The sequence below is a fragment of the Marinospirillum alkalitolerans genome (assembly GCF_045055655.1).
Taxonomy (GTDB): Bacteria; Pseudomonadota; Gammaproteobacteria; order Pseudomonadales; family Halomonadaceae; genus Marinospirillum; species Marinospirillum alkalitolerans.
In genome coordinates this window covers 103182-119384 of sequence record NZ_JBANFI010000002.1, presented here as the reverse complement: position 1 = coordinate 119384, position 16203 = coordinate 103182, and the positions used below count along the sequence as shown (strand labels likewise).

Here is a 16203-nt window from a genome sequence, read left to right as displayed (position 1 = left end):
AAAGTTTATTTATGAGTAAAAATAGTGTTATCGAAGCCAAAGCAGAGAATAAAAAACTCAGCCCTTTTGCTGCTTCGTCTAATTCGCGTGCTGCCGCCTCTAAAGAAGGTGATGTCCCAACTCGTGTGGATAGCTATATCAAAGGTGGTTTTTTATTCCTGATTTTTACCCTCGGCATCTTTACTGCCTGGGCAGCGCTGGCACCGTTAAGCAGTGCCATCATTGCTCATGGTGAAGTCGTGGTTGAGAACTATCGACGCACCATTCAGCATCTTGAAGGCGGCATTATTGAGCGTATTTATGTCCGTGACGGTGATCGAGTTGAAGCCGGCCAGCCATTGCTGCAGCTGCAAACTACCCAGTGGGATGCCGAGCAAGAAATGACGCGTAAGCGCTTGCTCACCACTCAGGCTGAGTGGGAGCGCCTGCAAATTGAACAAGAGATTATTGAAAGTCTGGATGACTTCAATCTGCCTGCCAATCTCGGTCAGCGCGAGCTAAACCTAAGCGCGGCCTTGCTCGAAGAAGCGCGACTGGATGAAGAAGTGATGCAAGTCGTGCGCCAGCAAAGACAGCTTTTCCGAGCGCGTCTGGCCGCTTTTGCTCAGCAGCAGCAGAGCCTGGTGAGCCGTATCGAGCAGATCCAGCAGCAGGTTTTGGGCTTAGAAGAACAGCAGGCCATTCTCCAAGAGCAGATACAGGCGACAGAAGAAGAGCAACGCGCCTTTGCGACCTTGTTTGATGAAGGCTTGGCAGACGGACAAAGAGCGCGAGATCTACGCCGTACTCTGCTGGATTTGCGTAATCGGGCTGCTGGCCATCGTTCAGAAATTGCACGGATGAACCTGCAGGCGATAGAGACTCAGCTGCAAATTACCGCCAATCGTCAGAACTACTTAAAAGAAGTCGGCGAACGGCACCGAGATGTACAAAGCAACTATTTTGATCTGCAAGAGCGGATGCGCGTCACCAGCGATGCCCTGCGCCGTGCCACATTGACCGCACCGGATGCGGGTACTGTGGTGGATTTACAAGTCCATACTCTGGGCAGTATTGCCCGCCCTGGCACAACGCTGCTTGAACTTGTACCTGACAACGAGGCGTTCGTGGTTGAGGCGCGTATCGAAACTGTGGATGTCAACCATCTCTTTATTGGACAGCTGGCAGATATTCGCTTCTCGGCATTTAATCAGCGTCTGACCAAGGTGATCGAAGCCGAAGTGGTCAATATTTCTGCAGACCGACTGCTGGATGAGCGCTCCGGCATGGCCTATTACCTGGTGCGTCTGCGCGTGACAGATCAAGGACGTGCTGATATGAATCGTGATATGGATCTGAAGCCAGGTATGCCTGCCGAGGTCATGATTCGTCGTGGCGAGCGCACCATGTTTAGCTATCTGTTCAAACCTTTGTCAGATGCCTTTGCACGAGCCTTAACGGAGAAGTAATGCGAAAGATCACAATCCTCTCCACATCCTGCGCGCTGATCTGTGGTGTGGCCTTGATGGTCAGCCCAGTTCAGGCTGAGACCTATTCAGCCGAATCGGGTTTCAGCAGCGCCTATGAAGCCGCTTTTCGTCATGATCCAGAGCTGCGTGCAGCCTATCTAAACTATCGTGCCGAAGTTGAAGAAGCGCCACTCGCTTTTGGCCGCCTGCTACCGAATATCAGTCTGAATGCAGGCTATAGCTATGAGGATTCAGAGAACTTCTTTACTCAGAATCCGACCAATACCGATGATCCTCGTGCTGATGGTAAGATCCACGAGCATCATTGGGGTGTCAATCTGGATCAGCCCCTGTTTAATATCGGGGCATGGCGCAGCTATCAGGCCGCACAGCAAGGCGTCGCGGCTTCCTCTTTACGCTATAGCCAGGCTGAGCGTGAGCTGATTGTGCGTGTGACCGATGCCTATCTGCGACTGTTGTTTGCAGCTCGACAAGAGTTTTTGTACCAAAAGCAGTTAGAAACCATCGAGCTACAAATCGATCAAGCCCAGCGTCAGCAGGATCTTGGTATCGGCGATCGAATCACACTGCTTGAAATTCGCGCCCAGCAGGATCTGGTACGGGCTGATCTTTTAGAAGCGCGGAGCCGCTACGCAGATGCGCGCACGCTGCTGGAGAATATGACTGGGCAGATGCTGGATGTCCCCTCAGAATGGCAACGTGCTGAGCACCAGCCTCTGCCGAATGCACGCTTACTCAGTGAAGAAGAATGGATGAGCCGTGCCTTGGGTAATCTGAGCTACCAAGAAGCCCAAGCCCGTGTTCGCCAGGCGCAACGGATGCGTGATGCGCGACGTGCCGATCACTACCCAACGGTGAACCTGAACCTCAACTATACCGATCGCGAATCGGATGATGATTACCGAACGCGTGAAAGCTATCGTGTCGGTATAGATCTGAATCTACCGCTCTTCCAAGGCGGGCGTTCTCAAGCCGGTCTGCGTCAGGCTGATTCGCGTATGCAGGCTGAAATGGCGCGCAGTGATCAATCTCTTGCTCAAGCCAGTCAGCAGGTGCGCTTAAACTATAACCGTGTTACCAGTCTGAGCCAGCGCTTGGCAGCCTTGCGCCAGTCGGAGTTATCGACGCGTAGTTTCCTTGAAGCTGCTATTCGCGGCCAGGAACTCAACCTGCGCAGCAAGATTGATGTGCTGGATGCCCGCAGCCAGCTACTCAATGTACAGCTGCGCTATGCCGAGGCGCTGCAGAACTATCTTGAAGCGGATATGCAGTTGCACCATGCCGTTGGTGATCTCACACCAGCACGGCTGCGCTACTATGACGAGCTGTTTAGTCGTCTGGTGGATGCAGGCTGATCATGCATGCCTATGTCTGAGAGCGGTGAGCAGGATATGAAAGTCATCATTTCGACTGAATTGATCCGCTTTCCGCTGACTGGAATAGGTCGTTATACCTTTGAACTGGTAAGAGCGCTTCAGCAGTCCCAAGAAGTCGATGCACTCAAAATGCTTGGGCTGACAAAGATGATTGAGCACTTGCCATCTGCTGCTCCCGTTGCTCAGACGAGTCATAAAATGAAACGCTGGGTGCAGAAAAGTGCGTTTGCGATGGAGGCCTATCGACATATAGTACCTTGGCTGAAATCGCGGGCTTTGCGTCCTTATCAAGACCACCTTTATCACAGTACTAATTTCTTTCTTCCCTCTTTTGATGGCCCTAAGGTTGCTACCTTTCATGATCTTTCGCCTTTTACCTGGCCGCAGTGTCATGATCCAGCCAAACTAGATTATTTACAAAAGAGCCTTCAGCAAACACTGGCACGTGCTGATCGATTAATTACCGACTCAGAATATACACGTCAAGAAATCGCTCAGTATTTTGGCTGGCCATTAGAGCGTATCCATGCTGTACCTCTAGCAAGCAGCAAAGAGTTTTATCCGCGCCATGAGCAAGAACTCACGGGGTTCTTTCAAAGTTATGGGCTGAGTTGGCAAGGCTACAGTCTCTACGTTGGCACAATAGAGCCCCGCAAGAATTTGGAGGTTCTGCTAGAGGCTTATCGGGCTCTGTCTTTGCAGCAGCGCCAGCGTTGGCCTTTGGTGCTAGCTGGCTATCATGGTTGGCGAAGTGAGCCAATACACGCCAAGATAAAAAAAGCGCAACAAGAAGGCTGGGTTCGTTATTTGGGTTTTGTGGCTGCTGAAGATTTGCCAAAGCTATATGCAGGTGCCCGCTTGTTTACTTTTCCTTCTTCTTATGAAGGTTTTGGCTTGCCTGTACTTGAGGCAATGAGTTCTGGTATCCCCGTAGTCTGCTCAGATAGCTCATCTCTGCCAGAGGTTACTGGTGAGGCTGCGTTAATGATTGCCCCAGAAGAGACTCAAGGTCTTACTGAGCTGCTGCAACAAGGGCTAGAAGATGAGCAATGGCGTGAACATGCTGTTCAGCGAGGGCTTCAGCAAGCTCAGCAATTTTCTTGGGCGCGTTGTGCAACCGAAACTCTCGCTGTTTATCGTCGACTCATGGAAGAACAATGAACGTCCTGCATTTTTATAAAACCTACTATCCAGATAGTTTTGGCGGTGTTGAACAGGTCATCTTTCAACTCGCAGAGAGTATGCAGCCTCTGGGAATTCAAGCTGAGGTTTTGTCTCTTAGTCGTCAGCCTGCATCGAGTGCACAGCCACTAGGCTCGCATCTAACGCATACCAGCCGCACCCAGCTTGAGTTGGCCTCAACGCCTTTTTCGCTGCCTGTTCTACAAAAGTTTCGACATCTGGCCGAACAGGCTGATGTGATCCACTATCATTTTCCTTGGCCTTTTATGGATCTGGTGCATTTTTGGGCCGCGCCCAAGAAACCCAGTGTCCTCACTTATCACTCAGATATCGTCAAACAAAAATGGTTGTTAAAAGCCTATCAGCCGCTGATGCATCGCTTTTTGAAAAGCATGGATGCCATCGTGGCCTCCTCGCCCAATTACATCGCTACCAGTCCCGTCTTACAGCAGCATCTTGCAAAAGTCTCCGCCATTCCCTTTGGTCTCGATGAATCCACCTATCAGCCCGCTTCCCAGTCTCAACGCGATTTCTGGCAGCAGCGCTTTGGTCAGGGTTTTTTCCTCTTTGTCGGCGCACTGCGTTACTACAAAGGGCTGAACTATCTCATCGAGGCTGCCAAGAAGCAAGGTTTGCCACTGGTCATTGTCGGCGCAGGCAGTGAAGAACAAGCGCTTCATCTGCAAGCACAAGGTGCAGATCAGATTCACTTTACTGGTGCTTTAAACGACGAAGATAAGGCCGCCTTGCTTGAGTTGTGCTCAGTCTTTGTTTTTCCCTCACATCTGCGCTCTGAGGCCTTCGGTATTTCTCTTCTTGAAGCCTGCCTGTTTGCTAAGCCCATGATCACCTGTGAGATAGGTACAGGGACCACCTTCGTCAATCAACATCAGCGTACGGGATTGGTGGTGCCCCCGGCCAATGCTCAGGCTTTAGGAGAAGCCATGCGTTATTTGTGGGAGCATCCCGCTGAGGCGAAACAGATGGGGCAGCAGGCCCGAATACGCTACGAGCAGGCCTTCCGTGCGGATCATATGAGCCAGGCCTATGCCGCGCTCTATCAAAGCTGTTTGGATAAACAAAGAGCCTAAGTCTGTGATCCATCCCATGCGGCGTCAGCCAGAACATGTCTATGAGCGCCTACTTCTGCATCCGATCATGCAGCTGTGTCTGGCTTGTTTATGCAGCCTCTTGTTACCTCTCGGGCTCTTCCAGAGCCAGGTTCATTATCAGCATGGGCTATGGAGTGGCATGGCACTTGGCCTGAGCCTGCTGATCTGGTCACGCCTGCGCAGCTTCCCCTATAGCCGTGGTTTGAGTACCAGCCTTCCACTTTTTACGCTGATCTGGTGTCTTGGTGCTTTGAGCAGTAGTGTTATGTATTCTGCGCCTCATTGGGGCTTCTGGCTCAGTAGCTGGTGTGGTGTCAGTGTGTGGCTGTTGCTGATGCAATGGATAGAAAGAAGGATTGCTCGTCCTTACCTAGCACTGGTGCCCTTTGGCCGTATCGCTCAGCTTAAGCTTGATCCCACAGCGCGAACCCTGGTATTAAAAACACCTCAATTGCCAGATGACCAGGTGATGGATGCCCTGGTTGCCGATCTACAAAGCGATGATTTACCAGCACAGTGGGAAGAGTTTTTGGCTGAGTGCGCGCTGCAACAGCTCCCCGTTTTTCATCTGAGCGCGATCAGCGAGGGGCTTACTGGAAAAGTCGCCACAGACCACCTGCGTCAGGGCGAACTCGGTAATTTGCTTCCCTCTTTAGCCTATATGCGTATCAAACGCATGATCGATACCTGCGCGGCGCTTGTATTACTGCCCCTTCTGAGTCCTGTTTTGTTGCTCACGGCATTCTTGATCAAAATAGACTCGCCTGGGCAGGTGATTTATAAGCAAAAGCGGATAGGTTATCGAGGACAGCCTTTTGAGGTTTATAAGTTTCGCAGTATGCGCCATGAGGCAGAAGGGGAGGCCTTTACCGCTGCTGAGGGTGATCCACGTATTACACGCATTGGACGAATTATTCGCAAGTATCGTATTGATGAGCTCCCGCAGCTTTTAAATGTGTTGAAAGGTGATATGAGCTTTATTGGCCCGCGTCCTGAATCAGAAGATTTGGCGGCCTGGTATACACAAGACGTGCCCTTTTTCGCTTATCGTCATATTGTGCGTCCAGGGATTTCTGGGTGGGCACAGGTCAATCAAGGCTATGCAACGCAGATTGAGGGCATGAAAGAAAAGCTCCAATATGACTTTTACTACATCAAGCACTTTTCTTTATGGTTGGATGTGCTGATCGTCTTTAAAACGCTGCGTACTATCGCGACTGGCTTTGGTGCACGCTGACATAAAAAAAGGCCACCCAAGGGTGGCCTAAATACTGCAGAGTCTTAACGGCCATCCAGGCGGGCTTCAACGTGCTGCTTCTTGTGGTCTGCGTTGTATCGGTAAGCGATGCAAAACAAGGTGTTCTGCAACCAGTCGCCTGCTTTCGGTTGCTTCATCTGCCTCTATTAAAATGCCTCTTAACATCATACTCGCCCCTTGATCAGCATCGCTGATGGCGTGTTCACTCAGGCTATTGGTGATGCGGCCAGAACCTGTTATGACTAAGCGTGCTTGACTGGCCTCCACCCTTAAGGGTTCGCCTTGATAGATAACCTGATAAATTCTGAGTTCAGAATCAAGGACTTGATCAAATTCAGCCTGCAGCACTTGCGAAGAAGCTGCTTGTGTTTCTTCATCGTCACTTTCTATAGCAGGCTGGTCTTGAAGGATCATTAAAGCTATGGCTTCTAGATGACCAGGTGAGAAGCGACCCAAAATGCTGGCTTGAAACGGAGCCTGTAAATCCTCCAGGTCGATAGCTTGTCCATGTTGAGTGATAATCCGTGCGCCTTCCGCCCAAGCTGCAAAGCGCCCATTTGCCAATCCTACCCCTTCTTCTCCCAGCACTTCACGCACGGGCAGGCTACGAATATTTAGCAGGGGGCGCTGGCCGAGCACCAGAGTGTAGGTATGCAAAGCACGCTGCCCAGTGGCCGCTAAGGGAGTGAAATGCCCCATAGCAAGAACATCGTGACCTAAAGGGAGCTGATCCGCTGGGATGGGCGATAGGTCTGAGTTGTAAAACTGGGTGCGCTCATCTTGAACCAAACGCGTGCAGGCAGAGAGAGAGGCCTGGGCTGAAGGGCAAATCAACTCTTCTTCTCTGAGCTGCCCTCTAACGCTCACAAGAGGCAGGTTTGAGTCAGTCGAGGTTGTCTCGGAGGCCGAGCCCTCTTCAGGTTTTTGGAGGGTGCGTACGGAGGCGCTAGGTTCAAAATACAGGCTATCTGTGGTGGCATCGTAGCTGAGTAGCGACATTTCTATATCGATATCCACTTCTAAATAAGTGGTTTCTCCACCCCGTGCGAGAATGGGTGTTGCTGTCAACAGATCGAAGTAAGCATAACCTAGTTTAGCCTGCTCTACTTGACGGCCCTGCTCTTCATCATAGACGACGAGCTCAACTGTCTGCGTGGTATAAAGCCTGACAACTGAGTAGTCACCAACAGGCACGCTCTCATTGATAGAGAAAAGCTCAGCATGATGCCGAAGATCAAGAAGATTGATGCTTTGATTACCTTCAAAAAGAACGACTGCATCTGCAGTATCAGAAAGAGCATCTGGTAACAGATGAATACCCAACAGCTGAAAATTGACCTCATCATAGTCCTCAAGAGGCGCATCGGTGAGCAGCAGAGCAATACTGGCAAAGTTGAGCGAGTCTTCAGCTTGCACCTCATCACTTGATCCAGCCGTAGGATCGTCGTCACTGCTGAGGCAGCCACCCAGTGCAAGGAGGAGGGCCAGCAGGAGGAAAGAGAACATGCGCATATTGCAGACCTCGAATGATTTCTTTTCTTGTATTCTAGTTAAGTTAAGGCTGCATGGCTAGGAAAGAACAGAAGATCGGTCTGGGTTGGCGGGCAGGAGCGCTACTGTTCTGAATTGGCCGCCTCTCCCTAGCCCTGTCTTATATTCAAAATGAATCTCTGTTGGTCTAGAGTGGCGTGGAGTTGCACTAGTCACTTTGAGAAAGCGAGACATCTCATAGGCCATAAGTTACCTGAGTGACTAAGGCAAAATGTTCTTCTACCATGCTCATAAACACTTCGGTACACTTTGCAAAATGAAAATGCCTTTTCTTGCAGGCCTTGATGAAGACCTTGAGCAACACCTGCTCACTGGGATCAAAGAGCTTTGGACATACCATTCAACAGCGATAGAAGGTAACTCCCTAACGCTTCAAGAAGTGCATTTTGTGATGATTGAGAGGGTGGCTGTTTCAGGCAAGCCCCTAAAAGATCACAACGAAGTTGTTGGTCATGCCAAGGCCATCGATCTTTTAATCGAAATGGCGAGCAAGGAGCATTGCCATATCGGCGTTGACGATATTTTCTTGCTTCACAAGGCAGTCCAGACAGAGCCTGTTTTCGACATTATGAAGCCGATTGGAGGCTGGAAGACAGAGCCGAATGGGCGCTATGCGTACAACAAAGAAAAACGCATGGTTTTCCACTCTTACACAGAGCCTGGTGATGTGCGCCTACTGATGGATGAGTGGATTGAGGCGTTGAACGAGAGTATTCCGCAGAGTGATCAGGTTAATTCAATCGAGCTGATTGATCGCTATGCATTCCTTCATGCTGGACTGACCAGCATCCATCCTTTTTTTGACGGGAACGGGAGAATGGCGCGACTACTGTGCAATATCCCGCTATTAAGAGCTGGCTTGTTGCCACTGGTCATCAGCAGCGAAAACCGTGTGGGCTACTTAAAAGCGCTGCAAGAGTACAGCGAGAACACTCCTGTTCCTGACCGTACCACTGGTGTATGGCCAGCTGGCGATTATGCTATGGATGCACTCAAGGCATGCTGCCAGCAGGAGTATGCTGTGACACTTGATCTGATGGATCAGATTCAGGCCGAGCAAAAAAAACGCGACCTCTGGCGTCAAGAAAGGGCAGCAAGCTCCAGATCGAACGACCCCAGCCAATAATTCCCCTGCGCCATTTCAGCCAGCCGCACGGTGCTTGTTGAGCAGGCGCGGATTCACCCTAAGGTTAATCTTATACAACCTCAGGTAGCTTAAGATTAACCTTAGACAACCTAAGAACTCCATTAGGTAGGATAAGAATAACATCATACAACCTAAGATTAACCTTAGGTAAGTTAAGAATAACCTCAGACAACCTTAGGTAGGATAAGAATAACCTCAGACAGCCTAAGAACTCCATTAGGTTTCCTGAGAATCCTGCGGGACGCAAAGTGCCTCTTAGGGCAAAAAAGGGCCACTTTGACCCCCAAAATCACCCACTCCTGCCCAGTCAGGTAGTTGCCTCAGAAATGCAGCCCTGAGCCAACCTAAGGTTAATCTTATACAACCTAAGACTAACCTTAGGTTATATAAGAATTCTCCTTCCCTATTCTGTAAGTAGGGGAGGAAGTGGAATCAATCGCGCAATGAGGCTCAATCAGGGATTTCCAGTGCAACACATGCTGGTTAATCCAAAAAGCAGGGGCCAGATGGCAAGGCCGCAATACAATCTCATGGTGCAGCCCGAATAGAAGCGGGTGGCCCCCACAGGCAAAGTCGCATATTGGCAGAGTCACGCAGAGGCGCAACAGCCAAGGGCATTCCAAATACAGGAAGCCCCGACTTTATGGAAGAGCCGCTTTTCTGTGTGGGAATACCAAGAGCAGAGACATGGAGATTGTTGCTCCTGAAAGGGGAAGGGCAGGGACTGGCTTCGCTGGCCTGGGCCAACGGTGATCGTCTGCCAAGCAGTAACTATCAAGGTATCTCAGCCATTCTAAGGAACTCTAAGAGTTTTCTTAAAGTTTCTTAGAAGTCCTTAGAGTTCCTTAGAGTTTCTTAGAGTTCCTTAGGATTCTGCGGCCACAGAAGCCTATCAAGGAGCAGAAAAGGCCTATTTTTACCGCCCAAGACACCCTTTTTGGCCGCTCAGGCATCCATGCCTCAAAAGCGTGTCTCAGTCATTCTAAGAAACTCTAAGACTTTTCTTAGAGCTTCTTAGAGTTCCTTAGGATTCTGCGGCCACAGAAGCCTGTCAAGGAGCAGAAAAGGCCTATTTTTACCGCCCAAGACACCCTTTTTGGCCGCTCAGGCATCCATGCCTCAAAAGCGTGTCTCAGTCATTCTAAGGAACTCTAAGAGTTTTCTTAAAGTTCCTTAGAGTTTCTTAGAAAACTCCTTCCCTATTCTGTAAGTAGGGGAGGAAGTGGGGCTGGGGGTGAATCCTCGTAAGAAACCACTCTACGGCTAGAATCGTGGCTATACCTTGATTCCAAAATTGGAGCTACCTCATTATGTCGTCCACCCACAGCGAGCTGTCCCTCAACGCTCAGCAGCAGGTCGTTGCCCAGCACAGAAAAGGGCCACTGCTCGTCCTCGCAGGTGCAGGATCAGGAAAGACCGCAAGTATCGTCACTCGGGCTGCCCAGATGGTTCATGAGGAGGGGCCGCAATTGGGGCAGGCCGATCCGGAAAGGGCGGGTGATCCAGAAGACCCTTGGGTAACCCAAGTCAGTCATGTGCATCCAAAAAAAGAGCCACCCGAAGGTAGCTCTGAAGTAGTGCAGGAGTAATAAAAATTAGTGGCGGGTTTGCTGTTCTTTGATCGCAGCCAGTTCGTCAGCAGTGATCTGGGCAATACTCATGACCTGACTATCGGGCAGACCGGCTTGCAGCATATTCAGTACCATTGCATCGCGTAACTTCTGCTTTTCGGCTTCAGCCTCAGCCTGGGCTTTTTGGTAGCCTTGCTCGATGCCTTGTTCGATGCCTTCAGCGCGTTCTTTTTTAACCAGGTTTTCTAAGTTCTCGGCAAGCATATCTTTGTCCTCAATTAAACTGTTCAGTTGGTCGAGTTGAATATCGACGCCCAAGCGGCTGAGGTGGCGTTTGATCCAACGGGTGATCACGCGATCCAGACGCTCTTTGTTGGGATCAGCCTGAATAATCGCCACGATGCGATCCACGGCCCTTTGTAAGGATTCCCAGCTCTCACCGGCGTTTTCAACACTGAACATACCGCTTAAAGGACTGGGGGTTAAACCCAGCTGGGCATCACTGTATGCCCCTTCATCTATCAGATAATAGCGTAAGTGGGGTTGGTAAGCACGCAGGAAGCTCGGTGGTTCGGGCTGAATCATGGTGTAGATGTCTTGAGGTGCACTCCAACGGCGTGAGCCGTTATACAGCACCACCGGAAAGACAGGTGGTAAGCCTTCACTGGGGGTCAGCGAGGTGCTTTTGAGCAAGTGGTCGTAAAAACAAGCCACATAGTGCATCAGGCGAATCGGCATGGTCTGATCGATGCGTGACTGAAACTCCAGCAAAATATACAGGTAGATCTTTTGACGCTGTTCTGGCTGATCGAGTTCACTACTGGGATAGATGATTTCCACTGACCAGACCACATCTTCGAGTTTTTCTTCAAAGAGAGGGGTGATGTAGTGGCCGTTGTGTTGTTTCAGCGTGGTGAAGTCCATCAGCTCGGCGATTTCTTGTGGCGCAAAGCCTTCAATCAGCTGTTGAACAAACTCAGGATAACTGAAGACTTCTTTGTAGCCTGTGTCGTGGTGTTTGTTGGTCATAGCGGCGAGTTTTGCTCTGCTGACTGATTGATTAAACGTGAACACAGCCAGTCTAGCATAGCCAGCAGGCAAGAGAGGCTCCTGTATCCTTGCTGGCTTTAATGTGGATCTGACCCCTTTTACCTACAATGCGGGGGTCAAGGTTACTCCTCATCAGAAGGGGTAAGCCTCAAGAACGGGCAGGTTATTCCAGCTGTAGGACAGGGCAAGGATCGACCCAATCACACCAAGGACAGGTCGCGCTACAAAGGTGGGTGATCCAGAAGACTCTTGGGTAACCCAAGTTCATCAGGTGCATCCAAAAAAAGAGCCACCCGAAGGCAGCTCTGAAGTAGTGCAGGAGTAATAAAAATTAGTGGCGGGTTTGCTGCTCTTTGATGGCAGCCAATTCATCAGCGGTAATTTGAGCGATGGTCATCACTTGGCTATCCGGCAGACCGGCTTGCAGCATGTTGAGCACCATTGCCTGTAGCCGCTTCTCAGCCTCAGCCTGGGCTTTTTGGTAGCCTTGCTCGATGCCTTGCTCGATGCCTTCAGCGCGTTCTTTTTTAACCAGATTTTCTAAGTTCTCGGCAAGCATATCTTTGTCCTCAATTAAACTGTTCAGTTGGTCGAGTTGAATATCGACGCCCAAGCGGCTGAGGTGGCGTTTGATCCAACGGGTGATTACGCGATCCAGACGCTCTTTGTTGGGATCAGCCTGAATAATCGCCACGATGCGATCCACGGCCCTTTGTAAGGATTCCCAGCTCTCACCGGCGTTTTCAACACTGAACATACCACTTAAAGGACTGGGGGTTAAACCCAGCTGGGCATCACTGTATGCCCCTTCATCTATCAGATAATAGCGTAAGTGGGGTTGGTAAGCACGCAGGAAGCTCGGTGGTTCAGGCTGAATCATGGTGTAGATGTCTTGAGGTGCACTCCAACGGCGTGAGCCGTTATACAGCACCACCGGAAAGACAGGTGGTAAGCCTTCACTGGGCGTCAGCGAGGTGCTTTTGAGCAGGTGGTCGTAAAAACAAGCCACATAGTGCATCAGGCGAATCGGCATGGTCTGATCGATGCGTGACTGAAACTCCAGCAAGATATACAGGTAAATCCTTTGACGCTGTTCTGGCTGATCGAGCTCACTACTGGGATAGATGATTTCCACTGACCAGACCACATCTTCAAGTTTTTCTTCAAAGAGAGGGGTGATGTAGTGGCCGTTGTGTTGTTTCAGCGTGGTGAAGTCCATCAGCTCGGCGATGTCTTGTGGTGCAAAGCCTTCAATCAGCTGTTGAACAAACTCAGGATAACTGAAGACTTCTTTGTAGCCCGTGTCGTGGTGTTTGTTGGTCATAGCGGCGAGTTTTGCTCTGCTGACTGATTGATTAAACGTGAACACAGCCAGTCTAGCATAGCCTCTTCTCAGGCCAGCCCCAAAAAAAGAGCCACCCAAGGGTGGCTCAATCTACAGCAGAGCTTCCACAGATCAGGAAAGCAGGCCTTTTGGCTGACTAGGCCTGTACAGGCTGAATATTTTTTAAAGTACTCGATAGCGCTTCGGCATATTGAGTGCGTGCCGCATAAAGTAGAGCTTGCTGATTGCTCAGGCGTTGGATCTCTTGCTCAGCAAAGCGAATATTAGTGAGGTGATTTTTAGCCTCATCATTGAAATCATCAAGATTATATTTGCTGTCATCGATCAGAATAACATCTTTCTTTTTATTGGCTGCTGCCTTTTTGCTAGGCAAATTATCTGCTAAAGCGCGGTTGTAAGTTGCTTTGGCGGTTTGCGCCAGAGCGAGTTGACCTTGACGCCACTGGAGTTGCTCATCAACAAAACGTAAGTTGTTGAGCTGAGCTTGTGCATGATCGCTTAAATCAGAAAGGCGGTATTGTTGTTGGTCAATCGTGATCAGTTGTTCTTGGGTCATGATTTTTCCTTTAAAAAGCACTAGGCCAAATAAGCCCTAGTGTGAAGAATCTACCCCTAGGCTAGGGTAGCGGTCTTTGGCTAATAATGAAGATCTAGCCATGAGGTGCAGCACTTACTTGTTACTATTTTACATCCTCAGCCAGCAGAAATGTATGCCCCGTGGCATGAAACAGGCAAAGGTGCTACGAGGCTGCTGAGCGGTAGCGGCCTCTTAAATCTAAAAATGGCTTCTCCAGTGTCTGATAGCTTAAGTTCGCCAGCCACCAAGTGAGCCCGAAGGCTAAGAGGCTCAATAGCATCCAGTGACTGATGATGCCTTGGCCCAGCCAACCTTGCACCTGAAGACTGTGATGAATGAAATACAGCACAAAAGCATGGAGAAGATAGAAGGAATAGCTGATTTGGCCTAGATGTAATAGAGGGCGCTCTATCCAGCGTGGAAGATGCTGAGCACAGGCTGACCAACACAGGATCAACAACGCCCAGCCCAAGGCTTCTCTAAACGACCAAAAGACCCAGAAAAGACCTTGTTGGTGGGCGGTAAAATAACTGGCACTCAAGGCTTGGTGATAGCTGTTGCTCCAGATCACGAGGAGGGCAACAGGTAGTGAATAACGCCAAATTGGATGCTGCGCACTGCGTTGCCAGATAACGGCGGCAAGCATACCGATCACAAATTGATCTAAACGACCAAGAAGTGTTGAGTAGTAAACATGATGCGGTGTCTCAATTGCTGGCCATGCAGCTAACTTAAAAAAAGCAAGTAATAACAAAAGCTTTACTAAATATCGGCCACCTTGCTGCTGTGTAAAAAGAGCCAGGAATGGAAAGATCAGATAAAACAAAAACTCGATACCTATCGTCCAGGCAGGACCAGTAATAAAGTGTCCAGATGTGGGGGCCTGTCCTAGATTAGAAAAGAGAAGATAAGCCCAGTCTGCAGCCTGAAACTCATTGCGACGAATAGAAATAGCGATAAAAAAAACAACGACGAATAAAGGTGCGATACGCAACAAGCGATTTTTTATAAACTGCCCATATTGAATAGAACCACCTTGTAAGGCGATCTGCATAAATAAAAAACCGGAGAGCACAAAAAAAAGGGCAACGCCCGTGTGCCCCTCGGTGATGACACCCAGCCATGCCAAATCAGGCCGCGCCTGCCAGTGAAGGTGCAGTAGATGGATAGCATGAAAAGAGAATACCAGTAATGCCGCAAGAGCCCGCAAATGATCTAAAGCGGGCTGGTGCGCAAGGTGCGTGTAACTGGATGTCTGTGATGTCAGCATGACGAGCCTTATTTCTCCACCTCTTCAAATAGAGGTGGAGATAGATGTAAATTACTGCTTTTTATATAAAGGCACGTTTTGCAGGGCCAACTCTAGGCTTTGTGCATAACTTGCTGTAGCGGTATTCACCACTTCTAGTTGAGCCTCTAAAGACGCAGCCTCTTGCTCTGCAAAGCGCAGATTGCTTAATTGTACTTCTGCGTCAGCGTTCAGATCCTTGAGCCAATATTTATCATCATCTAGTTGAATGATCTGCTCTGCAGCATCGGCTGGTGCTTTCTGATCTGGCAGATGAGCTGCAAGCTGACGTGTATAAGTAGCTTTAGCTGTTTTAACCAGTGCGAGCTGGCTGACAAGTAGTTTTTTCTGGGTCTGGGCTGTTGAGAGTCCATGTAACAACTCTCGTGTTGATTCAGAAAGATCGCCTAAACGGTATTGGCTGCCATCAAAGTTGATGACCTGATCTTGGAGAGAGGAAGAACGCATAGAAGTACCTTACTGTGAATTAAAACTAGAGTGCGCGAACACGGCGAACAGCATAACGACTGCTCGGTGCATTGTACTCGCTTAAAGAGCCATCACCAAAATTCACGCCATAGTAGGTCGTACAGGCACTGGACATACAAGTGGTTGTCCAGTGTGTCAGAGCAGGTGTATCCGGGAACACAGCGGTGGCCAGAGTGGGATTGCTATTGCTTGGTGGGTTCTGGCATACACCACGACCAATGCTTTCTGCAGTGAGTGCCTCTCCGGGGCAGGCCACAAGGCTAAGCAGCTGGTCTCTGCTTGGCAGCATAAAGCCAGTGATTTGCTCATTGATGATCTCATCACCGCCAGCCTGATCTAGTGTGAGTGACGCTGCTCGGCCAACGCAGATTTGTCCTCCTTGATCCCATGTTTGTCCTTCAACACAGCGCTTCCAGACCAGCCCCGTGTGTGTATCCTCGATGTACTGTTCTTCAGCACCGCGTGCAACATAACGGCCTTCAATAAAGGTGGTTTCTGTTCTGTCGGGCAGAGGTGCCAGAGAGGGGCTGCTTCCACTGGATGAATCAGAGCATCCGGACGTGAGTGCAAGCAGGGTCAATGCAGAACATAAAGTAAGTAGAGATCGAGCTGGCATTTTATTCTCCTAGAGCAGGCTAGATAAATGGCGCTAGTATAAACGCTTCTTGATCTATCTGCTCCAGGAAAATCGAGAGATTTTTTTCTTTCTCAGGCAAAAGCTAGGTGGTTTCTACTCCTAAAAGACTTGCCCCACTGGATGCGGTAGGCTTTCGGGGTTCTGAGGTCAT

At 49.8% G+C, this 16203-nt stretch carries 14 protein-coding genes; 7 read left to right on the top strand and 7 right to left on the bottom strand.

Features of this window, described 5'->3' with window-relative positions:
• The first annotated feature begins 11 nt into the window (after window positions 1-11).
• Genes V6U78_RS03520 through V6U78_RS03500 form a run of 5 tightly spaced genes read left to right on the top strand, consistent with a single transcriptional unit; the run spans window position 12 to window position 6376 of the window.
• Window positions 12-1448: an HlyD family type I secretion periplasmic adaptor subunit gene (locus tag V6U78_RS03520; RefSeq protein ID WP_405337261.1), complete on the top strand. Its 1437-nt coding sequence runs from the start codon at window positions 12-14 to the stop codon at window positions 1446-1448.
• Entirely contained in the window at window positions 1448-2824 is a 1377-nt protein-coding gene (locus V6U78_RS03515) for a TolC family protein (RefSeq protein ID WP_405337259.1), read from the top strand. The genes V6U78_RS03520 and V6U78_RS03515 overlap by 1 nt, the downstream gene beginning before the upstream one ends.
• Before the next feature lie 6 nt (window positions 2825-2830).
• On the top strand, window positions 2831-4006 hold the full coding sequence (locus V6U78_RS03510; protein ID WP_405337257.1) for a glycosyltransferase family 4 protein: 1176 nt from the start codon (window positions 2831-2833) through the stop codon (window positions 4004-4006).
• Entirely contained in the window at window positions 4003-5118 is a 1116-nt protein-coding gene (locus V6U78_RS03505; RefSeq protein ID WP_405337255.1) for a glycosyltransferase family 4 protein, read from the top strand. The genes V6U78_RS03510 and V6U78_RS03505 overlap by 4 nt, the downstream gene beginning before the upstream one ends.
• A 4-nt stretch (window positions 5119-5122) precedes the next feature.
• Complete coding sequence (locus V6U78_RS03500; protein ID WP_405337253.1) at window positions 5123-6376, top strand: exopolysaccharide biosynthesis polyprenyl glycosylphosphotransferase; 1254 nt, start codon at window positions 5123-5125, stop codon at window positions 6374-6376.
• A 66-nt stretch (window positions 6377-6442) separates the two neighbouring features.
• On the opposite strand, the gene V6U78_RS03495 is transcribed toward V6U78_RS03500, so the two are convergent.
• Entirely contained in the window at window positions 6443-7909 is a 1467-nt protein-coding gene (locus tag V6U78_RS03495) for a DUF4382 domain-containing protein (protein WP_405337251.1), read from the bottom strand.
• A gap of 301 nt (window positions 7910-8210) precedes the next feature.
• Between V6U78_RS03495 and V6U78_RS03490 the strand changes: the two genes are divergently transcribed.
• Window positions 8211-9074 (top strand): Fic family protein, encoded by an 864-nt coding sequence (locus V6U78_RS03490; protein ID WP_405337249.1) that lies wholly within the window; start codon window positions 8211-8213, stop codon window positions 9072-9074.
• A 1331-nt stretch (window positions 9075-10405) separates the two neighbouring features.
• A complete protein-coding gene (locus tag V6U78_RS03485) occupies window positions 10406-10684 on the top strand; it encodes a UvrD-helicase domain-containing protein (protein WP_405337247.1) in 279 nt (92 codons plus the stop codon).
• Window positions 10685-10690: 6 nt separating this feature from the next.
• On the opposite strand, the gene V6U78_RS03480 is transcribed toward V6U78_RS03485, so the two are convergent.
• The 6 genes from V6U78_RS03480 to V6U78_RS03455 all read right to left on the bottom strand — a co-directional run bounded on the left by V6U78_RS03480 (window position 10691) and on the right by V6U78_RS03455 (window position 16031).
• Window positions 10691-11695 (bottom strand): Rpn family recombination-promoting nuclease/putative transposase, encoded by a 1005-nt coding sequence (locus tag V6U78_RS03480; protein ID WP_405337245.1) that lies wholly within the window; start codon window positions 11693-11695, stop codon window positions 10691-10693.
• Window positions 11696-12047: 352 nt separating this feature from the next.
• The gene (locus V6U78_RS03475) at window positions 12048-13040 is read right to left on the bottom strand and encodes an Rpn family recombination-promoting nuclease/putative transposase (RefSeq protein WP_405337243.1); all 993 of its coding nucleotides are present in this window, start codon (window positions 13038-13040) and stop codon (window positions 12048-12050) included.
• Between the two features lie 157 nt (window positions 13041-13197).
• On the bottom strand, window positions 13198-13638 hold the full coding sequence (locus tag V6U78_RS03470) for a hypothetical protein (protein ID WP_405337241.1): 441 nt from the start codon (window positions 13636-13638) through the stop codon (window positions 13198-13200).
• 163 nt (window positions 13639-13801) lie between these two features.
• Window positions 13802-14908, bottom strand: coding sequence for an acyltransferase family protein (locus V6U78_RS03465; protein ID WP_405337239.1), 1107 nt, complete (start codon window positions 14906-14908; stop codon window positions 13802-13804).
• A 51-nt stretch (window positions 14909-14959) separates the two neighbouring features.
• Entirely contained in the window at window positions 14960-15394 is a 435-nt protein-coding gene (locus V6U78_RS03460) for a hypothetical protein (protein ID WP_405337237.1), read from the bottom strand.
• A 25-nt stretch (window positions 15395-15419) separates the two neighbouring features.
• On the bottom strand, window positions 15420-16031 hold the full coding sequence (locus V6U78_RS03455; protein ID WP_405337235.1) for an Lcl C-terminal domain-containing protein: 612 nt from the start codon (window positions 16029-16031) through the stop codon (window positions 15420-15422).
• Window positions 16032-16203 lie beyond the last annotated feature (172 nt).

Excerpts from the sequence above, each read along its gene's own strand:
- V6U78_RS03520 (WP_405337261.1), top strand. The coding sequence starts at position 12 with ATGAGTAAAAATAGTGTTATCGAAGCCAAAGCAGAGAATAAAAAACTC.
- V6U78_RS03515 (WP_405337259.1), top strand. The coding sequence starts at position 1,448 with ATGCGAAAGATCACAATCCTCTCCACATCCTGCGCGCTGATCTGTGGT.
- V6U78_RS03510 (WP_405337257.1), top strand. The coding sequence starts at position 2,831 with ATGCCTATGTCTGAGAGCGGTGAGCAGGATATGAAAGTCATCATTTCG.
- V6U78_RS03505 (WP_405337255.1), top strand. The coding sequence starts at position 4,003 with ATGAACGTCCTGCATTTTTATAAAACCTACTATCCAGATAGTTTTGGC.
- V6U78_RS03495 (WP_405337251.1), bottom strand. The coding sequence starts at position 7,909 with ATGCGCATGTTCTCTTTCCTCCTGCTGGCCCTCCTCCTTGCACTGGGT.
- V6U78_RS03490 (WP_405337249.1), top strand. The coding sequence starts at position 8,211 with ATGCCTTTTCTTGCAGGCCTTGATGAAGACCTTGAGCAACACCTGCTC.
- V6U78_RS03485 (WP_405337247.1), top strand. The coding sequence starts at position 10,406 with ATGTCGTCCACCCACAGCGAGCTGTCCCTCAACGCTCAGCAGCAGGTC.
- V6U78_RS03480 (WP_405337245.1), bottom strand. The coding sequence starts at position 11,695 with ATGACCAACAAACACCACGACACAGGCTACAAAGAAGTCTTCAGTTAT.
- V6U78_RS03475 (WP_405337243.1), bottom strand. The coding sequence starts at position 13,040 with ATGACCAACAAACACCACGACACGGGCTACAAAGAAGTCTTCAGTTAT.
- V6U78_RS03465 (WP_405337239.1), bottom strand. The coding sequence starts at position 14,908 with ATGCTGACATCACAGACATCCAGTTACACGCACCTTGCGCACCAGCCC.
- V6U78_RS03460 (WP_405337237.1), bottom strand. The coding sequence starts at position 15,394 with ATGCGTTCTTCCTCTCTCCAAGATCAGGTCATCAACTTTGATGGCAGC.
- V6U78_RS03455 (WP_405337235.1), bottom strand. The coding sequence starts at position 16,031 with ATGCCAGCTCGATCTCTACTTACTTTATGTTCTGCATTGACCCTGCTT.